Raw genomic sequence first — 21,452 nt, forward strand, 5'->3', positions numbered from 1 at the left:
CCGCTTAATTTGCTCCTGCCGGCGGTGAGCTCAATGCAATAGGACAGCGCTTTGAAACGTCTCCAGCTCCGGCGTGCGAGGCCGGGCGAGCGTCGCGGCCGCGGGACCTTCCTCCCAGATCAGGCCCTGGTGCATGAACGCCACGCGGTTGGCGACCTTGCAGGCAAAGCCGATGTCGTGGGTCACCAGCATGATGGTCATGCCGTCGCGCACCATCTCCTCCAGCAGTTTCGGCACCTCGCCGACCAGCTCCGGATCGTCGAACAGGATGAGTTGCGGCGACATCGCCAGCGAACGCGCGATGGCCAGACATTGCTGCTGACCGCCGGAGAGCTGATCGGGATAGACGTCGATCTTCTCGGCCAGTCCCACCTTTCGCAGCACGGTTTCAGCCAGGTGCCGTGCCTCGGCCAGCGGCACCCCCTTCACCACATTGGGCGCGAGCGTGATGTTCTCCTCGGCGCTGAGATGCGGGAAGAGATTGAAGCTCTGGAACACGATGCCGACATGCTGGCGCAGCTTGCGCAGATCCGTGCCGGGATCGTTGACCACGGTGCCGTTGAAGGAGATGGTGCCGCCCTGGATAGGCTCCAGCCCGTTCACGCAGCGCAGCAAGGTGCTCTTGCCCGAGCCTGAGCGGCCGATGACGGCGACGATCTCCCCCTTCGCGACGGTGAGCGACACGCCATTCAAGACCGTGTGCTGGCCGTAGCGCTTGACCACGTCATTCAGATCAAGGAGCGACATGCAGCCTCCGCTCGAGCCGCCGGCTCCATTGCGTCAGGTCGAAGCAATGCGCGAAGTCAATGATAGTGATCATGACATAGATGGGGATGAGCCGGAAGGTGGTACAGGCGCCACCTCCAGTGTCTCCGAACACCCCGTCCCGGTCTCCACGAAACCGGCGGCGCGCGCGGGGCGGCGTCGCTGCTGGCCTGGAGGCCAGGGCGATGACGTCCCCAACCCCAGACCATCGGCGACGCCTCTCTATTTCTTGAGAGCCGGGCAGGCGCCGTCTGCGAGCGAGCGGAAGGCCTGGTCTCCGGGGATGGTCGCGACGAGGTTGTAGAAGTCCCAGTCGCCCTTCGACTCTTCCGGCTTCTTCACCTGGAAGACGTAGAAGTCATGGACCATGCGTCCGTCCTCGCGCAGCTTCGCGCTGCGCACGACATCGTCCTCGATCGGGATCTCGCGCATCTTGGCGATGACGGTCTTGGCGTCGTCGGATTTCGCGGCTGCGACCGCCTTGAGATAATGCCGGACCGCCGAATAGATTCCGGCATGGATGGCCGAGGGAACGGTGCCGTTCTTCGCCTTGAAGCGCTCGGAGAAGGCGCGCGTCCGATCATCCAGGTTCCAGTAGAAGCCTTCCGTCAGCACGGTGCCCTGCGCGCCCTGGAGGCCGACGCTCTTCACATCCATCACGGTCATGAAGAAGGCGACCAGCTTCTGGGCGCCCTGGCCGACGCCAAAGTCCCGAGCCGTCTTGATCCCGGCGATCGTGTCGCCACCGGCATTGGCCAGCGCGATGATGTCGGCGCCCGAGCCTTGCGCGGTCAGGAGCTGCGACGATAATTCGGTTGCGGGAAAGGCATGCCGGACCGAGCCGAGATAGTTCCCGCCCTTGGCCGTCACCAGGGTCTTGGTATCGGCTTCGAGCTGGTGTCCCAGCGCATAATTCGCCGTCACCAGATACCATTTCGAGCCGGGCTTCGTCAGCGCATTCGCGACCCCGGAGACCTGGACATAGGTGTCCCACATCCATTGCACGATATGATCGGGCTGGCAGGCGTCACCGGTCAGCCGCGCCGTGCCGCCCGGAAACAGGCCGACCCGGTTCTTCTCCTTCAGCAGCGGCGGCAAGGCGAGCTGGAGCGAGGCGTTCGACATGTCGGCGAGGACATCGACCTTCTGCTGGTCGATCCATTCGCGCGCGATCACGGAGGCGACATCGGCCTTGTTCTGATGATCGGCCGAGACGGTTTCGATCGTCATGCCGGCGCATTCGGCCGCAAGGCAATCATCGATCGCCATCCGGGTCGCCAGCACCGATCCCTTGCCGGTGATGTCGGAATAGACGCCGGACATGTCGGTGAGGACGCCGATCTTGACGACTCCGTCGGAGACCTCCGCCTTGGCCGCGAGACCCGGCCACCCGAGCGCCAGCGCGACCGTCGCTGCTACGAACTTGATCCGCATTCCAAATCCTCCCAATCCGTCGACCGTCAGGCGGGTCGATCGTTCCCGTGCCAATGAGCCAGCGGCAATCCGGCAACAGGTGACCGGAATGTCGGAATGCGCGTGCCCCTCAGGCTGCCGATATAGGCGGTGCGCAGATCGGGACCGCCAAAGGTGATGCTGGCGAACCAGGGGGCGATGCTGCCGCCACAGGCGAGCATCAGCTCGGGCGTCGCCTCGTCGCGGGCGAAGGCCGCCATCAGCGCCCTGCCCGCCGCGCTGCCGCGATCATCGTCGAGCAGGATGCGCAGGTCGCCGTCGGGCGTGATCGCAAAAATGCGGTCGGTCATGACATGGGTGCCCCAGAGATTGCCGTGGGCGTCGAAGGCGATGCCGTCGATGAAGGCGCCATGATCGCTGGGGCCGAATGTCTCTCGCTGCGAAAGGCTGCCATCCCCGCCGACACGCAGCCGCGTCACGCGGCGGCCGCAGGTCTCGACGACATAGAGCCACTCCTCGGCGGCATCGAGCCTGATCTCGTTGGTGAAATGGAAGCCGTCGGCGACGACGCGCAGGCGCCCGCCATCATAGAGCGCGACATAGCCGTCCCGGATCGCGGGGCTCATCGCCTTCATCCAGTTCTTCGTCCGGGTCGAGATCGTCAACCAGATCCGGTCCCGGCTGTCGCGCAGCACGAAATTGACCTTGCCGATCGGCTCGCCGTCGATGTTGTCGATCAGGACGCGCGTCTGCCCGTCCCGGGTCATGATCTCGAGCCGGTCGGTCCCGAAATTCGAGATCAGGATGTCGCCATTGCGGGCAAAGGCCAGCCCGTTCGGCAAGGTGCCGGCGACGAAGCGGTCCTCGTCGTTTCCGGCCTCGGCAAAGCCGCGGCTCGCCTGCTGCACGATCAGCCGCTGGCGCCCGTTCGGGACGATGCGCACGACACCGCCGCGCGCATCGGCTGACCAGAGCGTGCCGTCCGGCTCGGCCAGGATGCATTCCGGGCGCTGCAGGCACTCGCCGACATAGCTGATCGCCGCTGGATCGACCGTGAAGCCGTCGATCGGATTGGGTGTCCCCGCCATGGCGCGCCTCAGAAGTTCACCTGGTCGCCGCCCTTCAGCCCGAGCGTGGCGCGTGCTTCCGCCGGCGTCGCGATCTCCATTCCGAGTTCCTCGACAATGCGCCGGATCTTGGCGACCTGCTCGGCATTGCTGCGGGCGAGCTGCCCGCGGCCGATGAACAGGCTGTCCTCGAGGCCGACGCGGACATTGCCGCCCATCATCGCAGCCTGCGTGCAGAACGGCATCTGGTGGCGGCCCGCGGCCAGGACGGACCACTGATAGTCCTTGCCGAACAGCTTGTCGGCCGTGCGCTTCATGAACATCAGATTGTCCATGTCGGCGCCGATGCCGCCGAGAATCCCAAAGATCAGCTGCAGGAAGACCGGAGGCTTGAACCAGCCCTGATCGAGGCAATGGGCGAGGTTGTAGAGATGGCCCACATCGTAGCATTCATGCTCGAACTTGGTGCCGTGCCCCTCGCCGAGCAGCTTATAGATCCGCTCGATATCGGCAAAGGTGTTGCGGAAGATGAAATCCTTCGTGCCGGAGAGATAGGGCTCTTCCCAGCCATGCTTCCAGTTGCTGTAGCGCTTGGCGAGCGGATGCAGCGCGAAGTTCATCGAGCCCATGTTGAGCGAGCACATCTCGGGCGCGGCCTGAAGCGGCGCGGCAAGACGCTCCTCGACGGTCATGTTGAGACCGCCGCCCGTGGTGATGTTGATCACCGCATCGGTCGCCTGCTTGATCCGCGGCAGGAACTCCATGAACACGGCCGGATTGGGCGTCGGCCGCCCATCCCTGGGATCGCGCGCATGCAGATGCAGGATGGCGGCGCCGGCCTCCGCCGCCTCGATCGCCTGCTGGGCGATCTCGCCCGGCGTGATCGGCAGGTGCTCGGACATGGTCGGCGTATGAATGCCGCCCGTGACCGCACAGGTGATGATGACCTTGCCCATATGCCCCTCCCCGGGATCGGCCGTTGTGTTTCGACCTATGCCTGCGATGTCATGCGTTCAGAATGGCGACAGCCCGGGTCCAGCCGGCCGAGCCGCCCTTCACCTTCACCGGCAGGCAGGAGATGGTGAACCCCGTCGGCGGCAGCGCTTCCAGATTGTGCAGCTTCTCGATCTGGCAATAGCCCGCCTCCCGGCCGGCCTTGTGGCCTTCCCAGATCAGCGAGGCGTCCCCGGTCTCGGCGAAGCGGCGCGCGGTATGGCTGAACGGGGCATCCCAGCTCCAGCCATCGGTGCCGACGACGCGGATGCCCTGCCGGACGAGATGCAGCGTGGCCGCCCGCCCAAAACCGCAGCCGGAATGGATATAGTCGGACTCGCCATAGCGCTGGCCGGCGCGGGTGTTGGCGACGACGATCTCGAAGGGCTGCAGGCGATGGCCGATGCGCCGGAGCTCGGCGTCGATTTCGTCGGGTGTCACGACATGCCCGTCCGGCATATCGCGGAAATCGAGCTTCACGCCCGGCCTGATGAACCAGTCGAGCGGCAATTCATCGATCGTCGCGGCACGCACGCCGCCATCCATCGTGGGATGATAATGCCAGGGGGCATCGACATGGGTGCCGTTATGGGTCGAGATATTGACCTGCTCGACCGCCCAGCCCTGGCCGTCCGGAAGCTGTTCGGGGCGCAGACCCGGAAAGGCAGCGGCGATTTCCGTCGCCGTCTCACCGTGATGGCGGTAGTCGATCCTGACCTTCTGGAAGGGCGGATCGGCCGGGACGTCGTTTTCCAGGGGAATGGACAGATCGATCAGGTTCATCGCCGCCAGCCGCATGCCGGGCTTGCCGGCGTCGGGAATGGGATAGGATATCTTGGACGATCGTACAAGATCATCGACGAGGAGTGCTGATGGAGGGGGCGGCATGACCGGACCGGTCGAGGCAAAACGTTCGCGGAAGGCCGAGGCGGCGCAAGATCGGCGGCTCGCGATCCTCAGCGCGGCCGAGGCCCTGTTCGCCGAACGTGGCTATTCCGGCGTTTCGGTCCGCGACATCGCGGGCGCGGCCAAGGTGCCGCTTGCCCTTGTCGGCTATCACTTTGGGCGCAAGGAGGACCTGTTCTCCGCGGTCTTCGCGCATCGCAGCGGCTACGTCACCGAGCGCATCGACAGGATTGCCGCGGTCGATATCTCCGGCACCAATCCCCATGCGGTCGAGGATCTGGTCCGGGCCTGGGCCGAGCCGGTCATTCGCCTGCGGGAAGCCGGCGCAGACGCATTCTCGCTGCTCGTGGCCCGCACCGCCTGGGATCCGGGACCGGAGGCGAGCGCGATCATCGAACGCGTCTACGACCGCCTGGCCCATAGTCTGATCGATGCGATGATGCAGGCCCTGCCCGGCCGATCACGGGAGACGATGGTCTGGGGCTATGAATATGCGCTCGGAGCGCTCCTGATGCATGTCGCCGACCGCCGGGTCGAACGGCTCTCCGAGGGCCGTGCGCAATCGGGCGATCCGCGCATGTGCGATTTCTTCGTCCACATGATCGCGGCCCTGTTCCGCGCGCTTCCCGTTGCGAGTGACGAAGCCGCGTTGCGCGAGGGTAAGGCGCCATCGGGACTGAGAGCGTGACTGGTCGCGTGCGACGCAAGATCCATCGGAGCGAGCTTGAACCTCAGCAGGATCCGATGCCGGAACCCATGGGAGTCGCCATGCCGAACCAGACCAAGCTCCAGGACCGAATGTTGCGCCTTCGCGAGGCTTTGGAGGCGTCCTGGGACGGACGAACCTCGTACAAGGCGGCTGTGAAGCCCGGCAATCCCGCCCTTGGTCAGTGTTACCCAACCTCACGGGTCGTGCAGCACTATTACCCGCAAACGGAAATCATCAAGGGAATGGTGTGGACGGGCGAAAGTGACGAAACCCATTTCTGGAACGGCCTGCCGGTCGGCGAGGATTGGTATCACATTGACCTCAGCTGGCAGCAATTCCCGCCGGGATCGATGATCAGGGAGTTCGCGGTGCTCGACCGCGAGAACCTTGGAGACACGGAAGCAACGCTCCAACGCTGCGCGCTGTTGCTGAGCCGGGTCGAAGACTATCTTAAAACATCAGCCCGCTGACCGGCGCATGGCGCAGACACAAGGGGGAATGTCCGGGCGAGCCAGTCGGACGCGTCGTGAGCAGCCGAGATCAGATGGATTCCTGATCCCTCTTCTTTTGGACGGAAACTGCCTCCCTTGCTACGCAAGGGTCGGACCGGATGCGAGATCCGGTCCGGTGAACTGGTTGCCGGATGGTCTTCTACTGCTTGAAGCCGATCAGCACGCCATCTGCGCCGAGCGAAAGCTGAAGCCCTTGCCGGCGCGTCGCCAATCGCAGGGTCACGCCCTTGTCGTTGCGCAGATAGACATTGCCGCCGCCCTGCCTGCCAACCGCCCAGCCTTCCTTCAGCTGGACATAAGCGCCGGCGAAATCAGACACTTTGCGCAGCCCGTAGACCGTCCCGGTTGCGACCGTGCGCGATGCGCCGATGGAGCCGATGCCAAGGCCGCCGACCGAGATCGGATAGGAGCGGCCCTGAAAGCGCAAGGTGCCGCCGCCCGCCTCGCCCGAGGCGATGAAACCGGCGGAAACCTGCTCGATGCGAACAGTGCCGGTCGAAGGCCCGAGCGGCGGCGACTGCGCCAAGGCGGGTGATGCCAGCATCAGAAGGGCCGCGAAAGAAACGGCTGTCTGCCTCATCGTCGTCATCGTCTACTCCTCGCGCTCGCTTGGTGGCGCAGAGGTTTAACGCGCGAAGGGCGATTTCGATCCCGATGCAGCGATAAGTTGTGTCGGAGCCCCCTAGCGATCGCCCCGTCCCCTTTGACAGCGGCGGGGAGCGGCCTCCACCCTTGCTGGTTCAGGGGGCTGTCGGCCCCGGCGATTCGGTGAGACGCAATGACCGACGAACACCCCACCCGGCATTGGCGGACCAGGCTCGTGCACCCCCGGGTCGCCGCATCGCAGGATTTTCGCGCCCTCGTCCCCGCCATTCATCGCGGCCCGACCGTGCTGTTCGAGCGCGTCGCCGAGGCTCGCGACGACTGGCGGGGCGAAGGCTACTCCTACGGCCTCTACGGTACGCCGACGACGCGGGAACTCGCGCTGCGCATCGCCGACCTCGAAGGCGCGCGCGCGGGCTTCGTCGTGCCGGGCGGCCAGGCGGCGATCGCGCTGATCTATCTCGCCTTCTGCCGTGCGGGCGATCACGCCCTCCTGCCCGAGACCGCCTATGGGCCCAACCGCGAACTCGCCGATGAGCTGCTGGCCGGGCTCGGCATCACGGTCGAGACCTATGATCCGCTGATCGGCTCCGGCATCGCTGCGCTGATCCGGCGAAACACGCGGCTGATCTGGTGCGAGAGCCCCGGCACGATCACCATGGAGGTGCAGGACGTGCCGGCCATCGTCGCCACAGCGCATGCGGCGGGCGTACCTGTCGCGCTCGACAACACCTATGCGGCGGGCGTGTTGTTCGATGCCTTCGCGCTTGGGGTCGATGTCAGCATGCAGGCGCTGACCAAATATGTCGGCGGCCATAGCGACATCCTGCTCGGCACCGTCTCGGTCGGGACGGCGGAGGCGCAGGAGCGGATCGGCGCGACACACCGCCTGCTCGGCATGGCGGTGTCGCCGGACGATTGCGCGCTTGCCCTGCGCGGGCTGGAGACGCTGGCTGTTCGCCTCGACCGCCTGGAAAAGACGACGCTGGAGGTCGCCCACTGGCTCAAGGCGCGCCCCGAGGTCGCGCTCGTGCTCCACCCGGCCCTGCCGGACTGTCCGGGGCACGAGATCTGGCGGCGCGATTTCACCGGCTCGGCGAGCGTGTTCTCGGTGGTGTTCGAGCCGGGCTGGGATACGCAGCGCGTCACAGATTTCGTCGAGGCGCTGCGCCTGTTCCGGCTGGGCTTCAGCTGGGGCGGCACGCATAGCCTGGCGATGGCCTACCCGCCGTTGCCGCGGAACGCAGCGCGGCTATGATGGCCGGATCGTCCGGCTGAATGTCGGCCTGGAGGAGCCCGCCGACCTCATCGCCGACCTGGAGCAGGCCCTGAAGCAGGTCGCGTAGCGTGACGTGAATTTGTCTTACCTGGACGCGCACGGCCATCCACACGGCCTCCGTGCACGTCATCTCTGGCGACAAAGCCATGGCGATCCCCCTCTGGCGATCGCCCCTCTTGGCGATTACTTGCCAGACGAGGCACTGTTTCGCACGCGATCGGCTGAAGAAGGAGAAGAGCAATGACTGGCGCAACTGAACGGGCCGTGCTGGCCGGTGGCTGCTTTTGGGGCATGCAGGATCTGATCCGGCGTCGCCCGGGCGTCATCTCCACACGGGTCGGCTATTCCGGCGGCGACGTGCCGAATGCGACCTATCGCAATCATGGCACCCACGCCGAGGCGATCGAGATCGTCTTCGACCCGGAGAAGACGAGTTTCAGGGATATGCTCGAATTCTTCTTCCAGATTCACGACCCGACCACGAAGAACCGGCAGGGCAACGACATCGGCCTGAGCTATCGCTCGATGATCCTCTACGGGTCCGAAGAGCAAAGGAAAGTGGCGGAGGAGACGATCGCCGATGTCGATGCCTCGGGCCTGTGGCCGGGAAAAGTCGTCACCGAACTGGTGCCGGTCTCCGACTTCTGGGAGGCCGAGCCGGAACACCAGGATTATCTCGAGCGCCAGCCCGGGGGGTACACCTGCCATTTCGCCCGCCCGGACTGGAAGCTGCCGCGCCGCAGCCACGCCGCCTGACGATCGCAGGCAGGGGCATGGAGAAGGGCTCGGCGCGACGAGCCCTTCGGCGGGTTGGCGGATCAGTTCCAGAGCCTGGCACTGCCTGAGGCCGTGTCGATGACCATGCCGGGGCCGAGTGCAGGACCAGGCCGTCGGCTTTGGCCGGCCGCAGAGACGCCTTCGCGCCCGGCCTGATCACGATCCCTCTCCTCGGCAGCCCGGGAATGGCGTTCGCTTCGGGCCCGTTCCCGGCGTCCTGGTCCTGGTCGGGACGATAGCGACGGTCCGCACGCGCCCCGGCGCAGACCCGCCCCAATGACAGCCACGCGCCGATGCCTTGGTCGTGAACGCACGCGCCGGGTCCTAGCGCGAGCCGACGATCACCCTTGCAGTCGACATCAGGCCCAGTTTGCCGTCCCGGATGGACTGGCGCGCCAGGTCGAGGACTTCGCTGCGGATCCGCTCCGCCGTCTCAGCATCGGCCTTGGCGAGCCCGGCAACGACCGGGGCGGCGATGTCGTTCATGAACTGCCAGTATTGCTCCGGCGTCTCGTGAACCATCTCGGCCGACACCTCCTCTTCGGTGATGTCGTGCAAGCCCGCTGCGGCAAAGGCGGAACGCATCAGGCCCTCCGGCGCGCAGCGAAACAGGCCTGGCGAACCCGGTGGCGGCGGCGGCATCTCAACATCGCGCGCAATCGTGCCCATGATGGTCGTTGCCCAGGGATTCTTCTCCGGGGCGCCCCACACGGCGGCGCAAATGCGAGCGTTCGGCTTTGCCACGCGTGCGAACTCGCGCACTGCCGCATCGATGTCGGGGAAGAACATGAAGCCAAAGCGGCAGAGTACGGCGTCGAAGCTCGCATCGTCGAAGGGCAATGCACCGGCATCGCACGGTCTGGTGTCGAAATTCCGCAGGCCGCGACGCGCAGCGTTCTCTGCCGCCACCGCCAGCATGGCTTGCGAGAGGTCGGTCACGGTCACGCGACCACGCGGGACCAACGCCGCCGCCGTGAGCCCCGGCTCGCCGGTGCCGGCAGCCACATCCAGGACATGGGAATCGTCATGGAGATCGGCCTGTCTGATCATCGCCGCACCGAAGGGAGCAAGCCAACTCAGGACCAGGCGATCCCATGTCTTCCAGCCGGCGGAAAAACGATCCCAGGTGTCGCGCTGCTGGTCGCGGATCTGATCGAGGTTCGTGGACATGCACGTTTTCCTTCCGTGATGCACTTCCGACCCGAAAACTGAGACCAGCATGGACCGACTGCGGCAGGTTTCAACCCGTTTCGCCGTGCAACGGTGCTCGCGGGGGCGAGACGTTGACCTCAGCGCCTCAGGCTGCCTGCTCTGCCATGCCCGTTCGAAGGGCCAGCACGGCGGTGACGAGCTGGTCCAGATCCTCCAGCCTCGTCCTGTGATTGCAGATCGCCACGCGCAGGCAGTGCCGCCCCCGGAGCGTCGTGTCGGACAGGGCAGCAATGCCGGTCTCCTGGAGGCGAAGCATGATCTCGACATTGATCTGCTTGACGCGCTCCTCGTCACGGCCCTCCGGAGCGACACGAAAGCAGACGATATTGATCTCCGGCTGGGCAACCAGCTCCAGGGCCGGCTGCGACCGGATCAACTCGGCGAGATAGGCGGCCTGCGCGAGGTTCTGGTCGATCAGGCGGCCGAATTTCGCAACGCCGTGCTCCATCAGCGCCATCCAGACCTTGAGGGCGCTGAAACCGCGCGTCGTCTGCAGCCCGTATTCGTATAGCCAGTCCCCAGACGCGATGCCCCGCGCAGTGGTCTGCAGATATTCCGGGGAGACGGCAAAGCTGTTTCTGTGGCTTCCCCGGTCACGGATCAGGGCGCAGCCGACCTCGAACGGAGCGTGGAGCCATTTGTGCGGATCGAGCGCCACGGAATCGGCGCGCTCGATGCCCCTCACCCGCCAGGCGTTCTTCGGTGCGATCGTCAGCAGGGCGCCGATGCAGCCGTCGACATGGAACCAGATGTTTTCATCGGCCGCGATGTCGGCGAGCGCCGCCAGATCGTCGACAGCCCCGGAATTGACGGTGCCGGCCGTGCCGATGATGCAGGCGGGATGAAAGCCCTCGGCCCGGTCCTGCGCGATCGCGGCCTGCAGCGCATCCAGGTTGATCCGGCAGCTGGGGCCGGTCGGAATCCGGCGCAAGGCCTTGTTGCCGAGCCCCAGCGCCTCGACGGCCTTGCGGTGGCAGGAATGGACCTGATCGGAGGCATAATAGCGCAACGGCAGATCCAGCGCGGCGACCCCGTGCTCGCGCAGATCGATCCCCGCCGCCGTGTTGCGCGCGACGGTCAGCCCGATCAGGTTCGCCACCGAGCCGCCGCTGACAAGAGTGCCGCTGGCCGAAGACGGCAGGCCGACCATATCGCGCAGCCAGCCGACGACCTGCTGGTCGAGCCGGGCAGCGGCATGGCTCCCGCCGCCCAGATTCGAGCCCTGAACGGCGGCGATGAAGTCGCCGAGCGCACCGGAGAAATTGCCCGCCCCCATGAACCACGACCAGAAGCGGGGATGGATATTGCCCATCGGATAGGCCAGCACGCTGTCGTGCACCAGGCCGTAGACCTGCTCGATCGGCATGGGCTGATCGGGCACGGGGGCGCGGAACAGCGCCTCGACATCCCCCGGCATCGGCCGCCAGACCGGCCGTTCGCGCAGATCCCTGAGATGGCGGACCGCGTCGTCGACGACGCGATGCGACAGTTCGGCAACCGCGTCCCAATCCTGCGGATCGAGCGTTTCCTCCCCGCCATATCCGTCGGGATCCGTCTGCATCGATGGGAACACGCGCGCGTCCATGGCTGTCTCCTCAGCGCTATTCGGCCGCGATCTGGAAACCGGGCGTCGATTGCGACAATGCCAGCTCCTCCGCATCCATCCCGGGCTGGATCGCGTCGAACATCGGGGTCGAGAGGTAGCGCTCGCCGGTGTCGGGCAGCATGCACAGGATGACGGAGCCCGCCGGCGCCGTAGCAGCGACCTCCCGGGCGACGCCAAAACTCGCTCCCCCCGAGATCCCGGTGAAGATCCCTTCCTTCTGCGCCAGCAGCCGGGCCCACTCGATCGCCTGCGGTCCGGCAATCGGAACCACGTCGTCATAGTAATGCTCGTCGATCGCCTCCTGCAGCACGTCGGGGATGAAATCCGGCGTCCAGCCTTGGATCGGATGCGGCTCGAAGGCGGGATGGCTGACCGATGGCGCGCCTCCCGCACCACGCTGCTGGCTCTGGCCGCTGCCGATCAGCTGCGCATTCGCCGGCTCGCTCAGTATGATCTTCGTCTCCGGACGCTCCCGCCTGAGCACGCGCGAGACGCCGACCACCGTACCGCCGGTGCCATAGCCGGTGACGAAATAGTCGAGGCGCGAGCCGGCGAAATCGCCGACGATCTCGCGGCCCGTGGTGGCCTCGTGGATGGCGGCATTGGCCTTGGTCTCGAACTGCCGGGCAAGGAACCAGCCATTCTTCTCGGCCAGTTCGACGGCCTTCAGATACATGCCGAACCCCTTTTGCGCCCGCGGCGTCAGCACGACCTTCGCGCCGAGCATCCGCATCAGCAGCCGACGTTCGACCGAAAAACTATCCGCCATGGTGACGACGAGCGGATAGCCCTTCTGCGCACAGACCATGGCGAGGCCGATGCCGGTATTGCCGCTGGTCGCCTCGACGACCGTCTGCCCGGGCCGCAAGGCGCCGCTGCGCTCGGCCTCCTCGATGACGGCCACCGCCAGCCTGTCCTTGACCGAGGCGGCCGGATTGAAGAATTCGGCCTTCACATAGATCGTGGCGTGATCGACGCCGAGATTGTTGATGCGGATGGCCGGGGTGTCGCCAATCGTGTCGAGCACGGTTTCGAACAGGCGGCCCCGACCTTGCGTCGTCCTCGAAATGTCCATCGAAGGCATGGTTTCCCTCCTTCATGACTGACTTCCGGCGGTGGCCATCCCGGCCGCCGCAGCTTCCGGCTGTGCGGATAGTCAGGGGATGCTAGGATGGCGGTGGGGTACTCCGCGTGGGAGCCACCGTTGGAGTGCGCATGGAATCGCAGGGTTCCGATGCCGATTTTTCAAGGCCCGGGCTCGAGCTCCGGCTCCTCGGTCCGCTGAAGCTCCTGCGCGCCGGTGCGGCCGAGACGCTTCCGCCCTCGCGCAAGGTGCGGGCGCTGCTTGCCTATCTCGCGCTGGCTTCGCGTCCGGTTCCCCGCGAGCGCCTCTGCAGCCTGTTATGGCAGGTCCCCGACGATCCGCGCGGCGAGCTGAGATGGTGCCTCAGCAAGCTGCGAGCGCTGCTCGACGACCCCGCTCATCGTCGCGTCTTAGCCTGCGATGACGGCATCGCGCTCGATCTCGCGGGCTGCGATGTCGATGTCCTGCGCCTGCTTGCGGCTGCCGAAGCCGGCTTCGGGCGGCTTGGCGACACGGAGCTGCAGTCGCTCACTGCCGCGGCGGAGCAAGAATTCCTGGAAGGCACCGAGCTCGCCCAGAGCATCGAGTTCGAACACTGGGTGGCGAGCCGCCGGAGCGAGTTCCGCTCGTGCGAAATCGCATTGGTGGCCGAGACGGCGCGCAGGACAGCGAGGGGAACGCCAGCAGGCTGGGCCGCGGCCCGCAGATGGATCGAGCTTTCGCCGTTCGATATCGGCGCGCACGCCCGGTTCCTGGCCGAACTCTACGATCGGCGCCTGATCGACGACTGCACCCGGCACCTCGAGAGGACCGCCAGGAGTTTCGCGGCCGACGGCATCGATTTCGCCCCCATCGCAGCCGCCTGGAGGGAGTTGAGGACGACGCCCGCGTCCGCCGCCGCCGCCGAGGCCGCCGGCCATGAGACGACAGAGCCTTCGGCGCAGCACCGGATTTCCGTTGCGATCATGCCGCTTCAGGAAGTGAGCCCGGACGGCATCGGCCCCAGCGATCTCGGCAACGCTCTGACACATGACGTGATCAGTCGCCTGGCGCGTCTGCGTGGGCTCTTCGTCATCGCGCGCGGCTCGGTCTTCGCGATTGCGCCGGAGCAGCTGGGATATCGCGAGATCGGCGAGCGGCTGGGCGTCCGCTATGTCGTCACCGGGCTGCTGGAGCGGCACGAGAGCGCCACCACCGCCGTCATCGAAGTCGTCGAGGCGGCGAGTGCGCATATCGTCTGGACGGACCGGTTCGAGGCCTCTTCGCTCGATCGGCTCGCCGTGCTCGACGAGATCGGCAACGGCATCGTTTCGGCGATCGCTTCCGAAATCGAGACCGCGGAGCGCAATCGCGCGATCCTGAGACCTCCGGAGTCGCTCGACGCGTGGGAAGCCTATCATCGCGGGCTCTGGCACATGTACCGCTTCACCGCCGCGGAAAATGAGCAGGCCGCGGCGTTCTTCCGCCGCTCGGCGCAGCTCGACCCGACCTTTTCGCGCGCCCAGGCCGGCCTGTCCTTCACGCATTGGCAAAGGGCCTTCCAGCGCTGGGGCGAACGGAATGACGAAGTCCGACGGGCCATCGAAACCGCCGAACAGAGCCTGTTGATCGACGAGCAGAATCCCGCCGCCCATTGGTCGATGGGACGAGCCATGTGGCTCGTCGGCGATCAAGCCGAAGCCATCGGCGCGCTGGAACGGTCCGTGGCGCTCAGCCCGAATTTCGCGCTCGGGCATTACGCTCTCGCCTTCGTCCACTGCCAGGCGGGGGATCCCGAGACCGCGATCGCGGCGTCCGACCACTCCCGTCTGCTGAGCCCGCATGATCCCTTGCTGTTTGGCATTCTGGGCACGCGTGCGATGGCGCTGGTCAGGCTGGGCGCCTTCGCGGAGGCGGCGCATTGGGGCGTGAAGGCGGCCGCGCGCCCCAATGCGCATGTGCACATCCTGGCCATCGCCGCGCATTGCCTCGCGCTTGCCGGCCGTATCGAGGAGGCGCGCACCCACGTCGCACGCATCCATGCCCTCAACCCGGGTTACCGGCTCGACGATTTCCTGACTACGTTCAGGTTCGAAGCGGATACCCAGATGCGCTACCGCAAGGCTGCGGCAGCCATCGGCCTGGCCCCGTGAAAGCGCGAGGTGCAGACAGTCGCGCTCAGCCCCAAAATCCGGAAATGCCGTCCCACAGCAATTTCAGCGCCGTCACGACAAGAAGCGCGTAGCAGGCGCGATAGATCTGGCGCTGGTCGAGCGCGCCGTGCAGCCGCCAGCCCAGCCCGACGCCCATGGGAATGGCGAGCAGGCAAAGCGCCATCAAGGTCCAGACATGGGCGCTCGGCTTCACCAGCAGCAGCCACGGCACCAGCTTGGTCGCGTTGCCGACCGTGAAGAACAGGCTCGTGGTGCCCGCATAGATCTCCTTGCCGAGGCCGAGCGGCAGCAGATACATCGCCAGCGGCGGCCCGCCGGAATGGGCGACCATGGTCGTGACACCCGAGGCGAGACCAGCCGTGATCGCCTTCGGCGTCGAACGCGGCCGGATCGTCACCTCAGCGCCTCCGACAAGCCAGAGGCCGACGAAGATCAGGGTGATCACCCCCATCGCGAGCGTGACAGTCCGGTGGTCGAGAGAGCGGAACAGCAGAAAGCCCGCCCCGATGCCGATCACGAGCCCCGGCAGGAGCAGCACGAGATCCGGCTTCGACCAGGTCGAGGGCTTGAAGTAGCGCAGCGCATAGAGATCCATCGCGATGAACAGGGGCGCGAGCAGCCCGCCGGCAGTGACCGGGTCCATCACGAGGGACAACAGCGGAATGCCGATGATGGCGAAGCCGCCGCCAAAAGCTCCCCGCATGAAGCCAATCAGAAAGACGCCGGCAAAGGCGACCAGGATCGTGGCCCAGGTCAGGTCCATGTGGCGGCCTCCATGGAGGACGCGTGCCGGTCTCCGCCTGCGCAAGGGCCCATCGCGGCCGAGGAGGCCATCATCCCCTCCTCGCTCCACCGGAAGGGCTGACGAGGCCGCGGACCGCGCCTTCGATCTCGCTCCGCGCCAGGCCGATATCCCGCAATGCCGCGTCATCACATTCGCGAAGCCATGCAATCGCGTCGCGGCGGACGAAATAGCCCGCGATCCAGCGGTAACAGGCGCCGAGCAGCCGGAACGGTGCGCCGGGCGTCCCTGCGACCGCAGGCCGGGCGAAGGTTGCAGGAATGGGCGTCACGGAAGGTGAGATTGAAGGAATTGCAGACATGTCCTGTCTCCCAATGCTCGATCCGGGCAAGGCGACACCACAGCCGCAAGCGCTCGCCGAGCGGGCCACCTGCTGCTTTGAGTCCCGAAGACGTCGCGGCTCCCGGTTCAATCACGTTGATGCGGACAAAATGATCCGACATAATGCTCCGAGCAATCGAAACATTGACCTCGGTGCAATAATGTCGAAATCCGATTATCTGAAGCTCGCCGACGCGATCGCCGCGGAGATCGCCGACGGCACGCTCAAGCCGGGCGACCGCCTGCCGCCGCAGCGCAGCTTCGCCTATGACCGCGCGATCGCCGTCTCGACGGCGAGCCGCGTCTATGCCGAGCTGTTGCGCCGCGGCCTCGTCGTCGGCGAAGTCGGCAGGGGCACCTTCATCTCAGGCGATGCCAGGCGTGGCGTGGCGGCGCCAGGCGAGCCGCATGGCAGCCGGATCGACCTCGAGTTCAATTACCCGATCCTTCCCGACCAGACCGTGATGATCGCCAAGAGCCTGGGCGGCCTGGACAATCCTGCCGCGCTGGATGCCGCGTTGCGACAGGCGACCAGCATCGGGACGCCGGCCGTGAGAGGCGTCGCGGCCGCGTATCTGTCGCAGGGCGCATGGTCCCCCTCGCCCGAACAGCTCGTGTTCACCGGCAATGGCCGCCAGAGCCTTGCCGCAGCGCTCGCTGCGGTCGTTCCAGCGGGCGGTCGCTGCGGCGTGGAGGCCTTGACCTACCCTTTCATCAAGAGCATCGCCGCCCGGCTCGGGATTTCGCTGGTGCCGCTGGCGATGGACGAAGACGGCCTGCGGCCCGACGCGGTGCAAAGGGCGCATCGCGAGGCTCAGCTCTCGGCCATCTATGTTCAGCCAGCGGTCCAGAATCCGCTGGGCGTGACGATGAATGCGGCGCGCAGAGCCGATCTCCTGCGCGTTGTCGAGGAACTCGCGCTTCCGGTCATCGAGGACAATGTCTACGGCTTCCTCGACGATCAGCCACCGCTTGCCGCGTTGGCGCCCGCGTCCTGCATCGTCATCGACAGCCTCTCCAAGAAGGTCGCGCCCGGCCTGACGCTTGGCTTCATCGCGTCGCCCCCGCGCCTGCGGGAAAGCGTGGCGGCCTCGGTGCGCGCGGGCGGCTGGACCGCCTCGGGATTTGCGTTTGCGGCGGCGCAGCGGATGCTGGGCGACGGCACCGTTGCCGCGCTTGCGAGACTGAAGCGCCTCGACGCGCGGGCGCGCCAGAGATTGGCGGCCGACCGTCTCTCCGGCTTCGACATCCGGACCAACGGAAAATGCTATCATCTCTGGCTGACCTTGCCGGCGCATTGGCGCTCGCAGGCCTTCGTCGCGGCGGCAGCCAGGCGCGACATCGCGTTGACGCCGTCCTCGACCTTCGCCGTCAGCCCCGGCCATGCGCCCAACGCCGTCAGGCTGGCGCTGGCCTCCCCGACGATGGATCAGCTCGATACCGGCCTGCGCACACTGGCCGCGATGCTGAATGGCGGGGAGGACGACTTCGACTCGACGGAATGAGCGACGCGCGGCCGCTCATACGCACTCCGTGTCCAGGGACCGGCGGGCAGGCCCGGCCAAGCCCCCCTCTCCGTCAGATCTCGGCGCCTCACATCCTGCAGCCGTTATAGAACACCTCGGCGCATTGCCGGGCGCGAAGTGCGATCTCGTCGCGATGCGGTGCGGCGCGCTGCCCCATCATCGCGGTGCGCTGCGGCTCCATGATCATCATGCCGCGCAGCATGCCCGACGCGATATGGACATCGTCGATGCGAAGCGTGCCCTTGTCCTTCTGCTGCGTCAGCCAGGCCTCGATGACGCCGTTCACCGGCACGATCGCCAGTTGGTAGAACGCGCGCGCGACCTCGGGGAAGCGCCCGCATTCGCCGATGACGAGCCGGTTGATGGCGATCGTCTCGGCGCTCAGCGTCAGCACGCCGAAGGCGAACAGGATGCGTTCCAGCGCCTCGCGCGGGTCGAGCTCCTCGCCGACCTCGTCGTCCAGATCGAGCAGGAAGCGGCTGATGCGAAGACGGATCGTCGCCTCGAAGAGCCCGGCCTTGGTCGGCACGAGCTTGTAGAGCGTCTTGGTCGAGACGCCGGCCCGGTCGGCCACCGCCTTGATATTCGTGCCGGCATAGCCGTTCGACTGGAACTCACGGTCCGCAGCCTCGACGATCAGGCGCATCGTCTCGTCGTCGGGCCGGGTCTGTGGCCGTCCGCGGCAGCGTTTCACTGTTTCGTGAATTTGTACCATGACGGTTTTCCAAATTATCGTTGACACAGGAAAGATAGATACTATTTTAGAAAACATCAAGTTTCCATATTGCAGGAACGGCTGATCGCCCAACCCTGCAGGAGATGAAGCGATGAGCACCCATCAGGATCGGATTTCCGCCGAACGCGCCATCCCCGCCAACGAGGCAGTGCCGGGGATCGTCGCGGAGAAGCTGGCCGAAGCGGCTGCCTCCCCCGCAGCCCCCGTTCAGCCGAAGCGCAGGCTGCGCCAGGCGGCGCTTGCTGGCGTCGCGCTGGCCGCACTGCTTGGCGCCGGTTTCTGGGGCCATGATTACTGGACAACCGGCCGTTTCGAGGTCTCGACCGACGACGCCTATGTCAAGGCGGACAGCACCACGATCGCCCCCAAGATCTCGGGCTATATCGGAGCGGTGCTGGTGCGCGACAACGAGCCGGTGAAGGCCGGCCAGGTCCTCGCCCGGATCGACGACCGCGACCTCCGCGTCGCGCTGGACCAGGCCAAGGCCGAGGTCGCGGCTGCCCACGCCGCCGTCGCCAGCAAGCAGGCCCAGCTCGACGCCCAGCAATCGCTGATCGACACCGCCCGGGCGACCGTCGAGGTCGACAAGGCCAACCAGACCTTCGCCGAGCAGGACAATGACCGCTACACGAACCTGGCCAGGACCGGCTACGGCTCGGTGCAGAACGCGCAGGCCGCCGTTGCCAAGATCGCGGCTGCCCGCGCCGCAACCGACCGCGACACGGCAGCGCTCGCCGCAGCGCAGAAGCAGGTAGACCTGATCAAGGCCGATCTCGCCCAGGCACGGGCGACCGTCGCGCGTGACGAGGCCGTGCAGCGCCAGGCCGAACTCAACCTGTCCTATGCCGAGATCACCGCCCCGGTCGACGGCGTCGTCGGCAACCGCACGCTGCGCATCGGCCAGTACGTGCAGGCCGGCACGCAGCTCATGGCGGTCGTGCCGCTCGCCGGCACCTATATCGTCGCGAACTTCAAGGAGACGCAGCTCACCGGGGTGAAGCCCGGCCAGGCGGTCGAGGTCGAGGTCGACATGTTCCCGGGCGTCAAGGTCGAGGGCCATGTCGACAGCATCGCGCCGGCCAGCGGCCAGGAATTCGCCCTGCTGCCCCCGGACAACGCGACCGGCAACTTCACCAAGGTCGTCCAGCGCGTTCCGGTTAAGATCGTGCTCGACGCCGGCCATGGCCTGGCGGGTGATCTGCGCCCGGGCATGTCGGTCGTGCCGACGATCAACACCAAGGTCTCGAACGCCGATGTCGTGGCAGACGCGCGCTAGCCGATCCTGAGCATGTCGCAAGGCCGCGCCCCGGTCTTGCGGAGCATGCTTCCGGGACGCGCGCCTGGCTTGCAAGGAGCTGGGTCATGCCGAACCAAACGCCGACTGCCGCCCTCCCCCCGCAGGCTCTTCCCGCGCAGGACAAGGCCAGCCTCTCCACCTGGATCGCGATCATCGCCGGCGCGATCGGCGCCTTCATGGCGATCCTCAACATACAGATCACCAATGCCTCGCTGCTCGACATCGAGGGCGGCATCGGGACCGGCGTCGACAACGGCGCCTGGATCTCGACCTCCTATCTGATCGGCGAGATCATCGTCATCCCGCTGACGAGCTTTCTCAGCCGGGTGTTCTCGTTCAAGCGCTACATGATCTGGAGCACGGTCGCCTTCGCGCTGTTCTCCATGGCCTGCGCCTTCGCCACCACACTTGGCCAGATGATCGCGCTGCGCGGACTGCAGGGTTTTGCCGGCGGCGTCCTGATCCCCATGGCCTTCACCATGGTGGTGACGCGCCTGCCGAAGTCGCAGCAGCCGATGGGCCTGGCGATGTTCGCGCTGGCCGTGACCTTCGCGCCCGCCATCGGCCCGACCATCGGCGGCTACCTGACCGAGAATTACGGCTGGCAGACCATCTTCTTCATCAACACCATCCCGAGCATCGCGATGGTGTTCGCCCTCGCCTTCACGCTGGAAAACCAGCCCATGCAGCTCGGGCTATTGCGCGAAGGCGACTGGGCGGGCATCGCCACGATGGCGATCGGCCTGTCGGCGCTGCAGACCCTGCTCGAGGAAGGCAACAAGGAGGACTGGTTCCAGTCGAGTTTCATCATCCGCCTCACCGCGATCGCGGTCGTGTTCCTGGCGGCCTTCATCTGGATCGAGCTCCGGGTGAAGAAGCCCCTCGTCGACCTCTCCTTGCTGAAGAACCGCAATTTCACCGTCGGCACGATCGCCAATGTCCTCGTCGGCTTCGGCCTGTTCGGCTCGGTCTATGTGCTGCCGCAATATCTCGGCCAGGTGCAGGGCTATAATGCCGAGCAGATCGGCAAGGTGCTGGCCTGGACCGGCCTGCCGCAGCTCCTGCTGATCCCGCTCGTCCCGATGCTGATGAAGCGTTTCGACGTGCGCTACATCACCTTCGTCGGCATCTCGCTGTTTGCGGCCTCCTGCTTCATGAACATCCACATGTCGCTCGACTATTCCGGCGACCAGCTGTTCTGGCCCAATGTCGTGCGCGCCGTCGGCCAGTCCATGGTGATCACGCCGCTGACGGCGATCGCGATGATGAGCATCCAGCCGAAGGACGCCGCCAATGCGTCGGGCTTGTTCAACATGCTGCGCAATCTCGGTGGCGCGGTCGGCACCGCGGTGCTCGGCACGATCATCACCAAACGCGAGCAGTTCCACTCCAACATTATCGGCCAGGCGGTCACGCCCTTCCGCGAGGAGGTCCGCACCCGCCTCGACCAGATGACGAACTACTTCATGGCGCATGGCATCTCCGACCATGCGGCGGCGCAGCAGCAGGCGATCATCGCGCTCGGCAAGACGGTCAAGCGCCAGGCCCTGGTGCTCGGCTTCAGCGACACCTTCGCCGTCATCGGCATCATCCTGGTCCTCGCCGCGATCGTGGTCCTGTTCGCCAGGAAGGGCCAAGGCGGCGGTGCAGCGGCCGCGCATTGAAACGCCCTGCCCCGAAGCAGTGGATGC

At 66.1% G+C, this 21,452-nt stretch carries 20 protein-coding genes; 8 read left to right on the top strand and 12 right to left on the bottom strand.

Annotated elements, in window-relative coordinates:
- Nucleotides 1-30: 30 nt before the first annotated feature.
- The 5 genes from AC1DW9_RS04930 to AC1DW9_RS04950 form a co-directional block, all read right to left on the bottom strand.
- Nucleotides 31-747, bottom strand: coding sequence for an amino acid ABC transporter ATP-binding protein (locus AC1DW9_RS04930; protein ID WP_441506741.1), 717 nt, complete (start codon nucleotides 745-747; stop codon nucleotides 31-33).
- A gap of 240 nt (nucleotides 748-987) precedes the next feature.
- Entirely contained in the window at nucleotides 988-2,199 is a 1,212-nt protein-coding gene (locus AC1DW9_RS04935; RefSeq protein WP_441491175.1) for an ABC transporter substrate-binding protein, read from the bottom strand.
- Between the two features lie 26 nt (nucleotides 2,200-2,225).
- Nucleotides 2,226-3,266, bottom strand: coding sequence for an SMP-30/gluconolactonase/LRE family protein (locus tag AC1DW9_RS04940; RefSeq protein WP_441506740.1), 1,041 nt, complete (start codon nucleotides 3,264-3,266; stop codon nucleotides 2,226-2,228).
- Between the two features lie 8 nt (nucleotides 3,267-3,274).
- On the bottom strand, nucleotides 3,275-4,201 hold the full coding sequence (gene kce / locus AC1DW9_RS04945; RefSeq protein ID WP_441491173.1) for a 3,5-dioxohexanoate:acetyl-CoA acetone transferase: 927 nt from the start codon (nucleotides 4,199-4,201) through the stop codon (nucleotides 3,275-3,277).
- Between the two features lie 49 nt (nucleotides 4,202-4,250).
- Nucleotides 4,251-5,036 carry a cyclase family protein gene (locus AC1DW9_RS04950; protein WP_441491363.1) on the bottom strand — a complete coding sequence of 262 codons (786 nt, stop codon included), beginning with the start codon at nucleotides 5,034-5,036 and terminating at the stop codon, nucleotides 4,251-4,253.
- An 88-nt stretch (nucleotides 5,037-5,124) separates the two neighbouring features.
- On the opposite strand from AC1DW9_RS04950, the gene AC1DW9_RS04955 reads away from it, so the two are divergent.
- Both AC1DW9_RS04955 and AC1DW9_RS04960 read left to right on the top strand, forming a co-directional pair.
- Complete coding sequence (locus AC1DW9_RS04955; protein WP_441506739.1) at nucleotides 5,125-5,832, top strand: TetR family transcriptional regulator; 708 nt, start codon at nucleotides 5,125-5,127, stop codon at nucleotides 5,830-5,832.
- Nucleotides 5,833-5,912: 80 nt separating this feature from the next.
- The gene (locus tag AC1DW9_RS04960; protein WP_441506738.1) at nucleotides 5,913-6,323 is read left to right on the top strand and encodes a YunG family protein; all 411 of its coding nucleotides are present in this window, start codon (nucleotides 5,913-5,915) and stop codon (nucleotides 6,321-6,323) included.
- Nucleotides 6,324-6,504: 181 nt separating this feature from the next.
- Here AC1DW9_RS04960 and AC1DW9_RS04965 read toward each other — a convergent pair whose 3' ends face one another.
- A complete protein-coding gene (locus AC1DW9_RS04965) occupies nucleotides 6,505-6,954 on the bottom strand; it encodes a hypothetical protein (protein ID WP_441491170.1) in 450 nt (149 codons plus the stop codon).
- A 189-nt stretch (nucleotides 6,955-7,143) separates the two neighbouring features.
- On the opposite strand from AC1DW9_RS04965, the gene AC1DW9_RS04970 reads away from it, so the two are divergent.
- Nucleotides 7,144-8,226 carry a cystathionine beta-lyase gene (locus AC1DW9_RS04970; protein WP_476776162.1) on the top strand — a complete coding sequence of 361 codons (1,083 nt, stop codon included), beginning with the start codon at nucleotides 7,144-7,146 and terminating at the stop codon, nucleotides 8,224-8,226.
- 261 nt (nucleotides 8,227-8,487) lie between these two features.
- The gene (gene msrA / locus AC1DW9_RS04975; protein WP_441491168.1) at nucleotides 8,488-9,003 is read left to right on the top strand and encodes a peptide-methionine (S)-S-oxide reductase MsrA; all 516 of its coding nucleotides are present in this window, start codon (nucleotides 8,488-8,490) and stop codon (nucleotides 9,001-9,003) included.
- A gap of 345 nt (nucleotides 9,004-9,348) precedes the next feature.
- Here the strand turns inward: msrA and AC1DW9_RS04980 are convergent, their stop codons facing one another.
- The 3 genes from AC1DW9_RS04980 to AC1DW9_RS04990 all read right to left on the bottom strand — a co-directional run bounded on the left by AC1DW9_RS04980 (nucleotide 9,349) and on the right by AC1DW9_RS04990 (nucleotide 12,926).
- On the bottom strand, nucleotides 9,349-10,194 hold the full coding sequence (locus AC1DW9_RS04980; RefSeq protein ID WP_441506736.1) for a class I SAM-dependent methyltransferase: 846 nt from the start codon (nucleotides 10,192-10,194) through the stop codon (nucleotides 9,349-9,351).
- A gap of 127 nt (nucleotides 10,195-10,321) precedes the next feature.
- Nucleotides 10,322-11,821: a pyridoxal phosphate-dependent decarboxylase family protein gene (locus tag AC1DW9_RS04985; protein ID WP_441506735.1), complete on the bottom strand. Its 1,500-nt coding sequence runs from the start codon at nucleotides 11,819-11,821 to the stop codon at nucleotides 10,322-10,324.
- Nucleotides 11,822-11,837: 16 nt separating this feature from the next.
- A complete protein-coding gene (locus tag AC1DW9_RS04990) occupies nucleotides 11,838-12,926 on the bottom strand; it encodes a PLP-dependent cysteine synthase family protein (RefSeq protein WP_441491165.1) in 1,089 nt (362 codons plus the stop codon).
- A gap of 131 nt (nucleotides 12,927-13,057) precedes the next feature.
- Between AC1DW9_RS04990 and AC1DW9_RS04995 the strand changes: the two genes are divergently transcribed.
- Nucleotides 13,058-15,058, top strand: coding sequence for a transcriptional regulator (locus AC1DW9_RS04995; protein WP_476776163.1), 2,001 nt, complete (start codon nucleotides 13,058-13,060; stop codon nucleotides 15,056-15,058).
- A gap of 25 nt (nucleotides 15,059-15,083) precedes the next feature.
- Here AC1DW9_RS04995 and AC1DW9_RS05000 read toward each other — a convergent pair whose 3' ends face one another.
- Nucleotides 15,084-15,842 (bottom strand): sulfite exporter TauE/SafE family protein, encoded by a 759-nt coding sequence (locus AC1DW9_RS05000; protein WP_441491163.1) that lies wholly within the window; start codon nucleotides 15,840-15,842, stop codon nucleotides 15,084-15,086.
- A 70-nt stretch (nucleotides 15,843-15,912) separates the two neighbouring features.
- A complete protein-coding gene (locus tag AC1DW9_RS05005; RefSeq protein WP_441506733.1) occupies nucleotides 15,913-16,182 on the bottom strand; it encodes a DUF1127 domain-containing protein in 270 nt (89 codons plus the stop codon).
- Nucleotides 16,183-16,363: 181 nt separating this feature from the next.
- Here AC1DW9_RS05005 and AC1DW9_RS05010 point away from each other — a divergent pair, with 181 nt between their 5' ends.
- Nucleotides 16,364-17,707: an aminotransferase-like domain-containing protein gene (locus AC1DW9_RS05010; protein ID WP_441506732.1), complete on the top strand. Its 1,344-nt coding sequence runs from the start codon at nucleotides 16,364-16,366 to the stop codon at nucleotides 17,705-17,707.
- An 88-nt stretch (nucleotides 17,708-17,795) separates the two neighbouring features.
- Here AC1DW9_RS05010 and AC1DW9_RS05015 read toward each other — a convergent pair whose 3' ends face one another.
- Nucleotides 17,796-18,443, bottom strand: a complete 648-nt coding sequence (locus AC1DW9_RS05015) for a TetR/AcrR family transcriptional regulator (protein ID WP_441506731.1) — start codon at nucleotides 18,441-18,443, stop codon at nucleotides 17,796-17,798.
- 112 nt (nucleotides 18,444-18,555) lie between these two features.
- On the opposite strand from AC1DW9_RS05015, the gene AC1DW9_RS05020 reads away from it, so the two are divergent.
- Nucleotides 18,556-19,740: an HlyD family secretion protein gene (locus tag AC1DW9_RS05020; protein WP_441491159.1), complete on the top strand. Its 1,185-nt coding sequence runs from the start codon at nucleotides 18,556-18,558 to the stop codon at nucleotides 19,738-19,740.
- Nucleotides 19,741-19,826: 86 nt separating this feature from the next.
- Nucleotides 19,827-21,425: an MDR family MFS transporter gene (locus AC1DW9_RS05025; protein ID WP_441506730.1), complete on the top strand. Its 1,599-nt coding sequence runs from the start codon at nucleotides 19,827-19,829 to the stop codon at nucleotides 21,423-21,425.
- Nucleotides 21,426-21,452: the final 27 nt, after the last annotated feature.

The organism is Allobosea sp. P4_E12 (assembly GCF_056401655.1).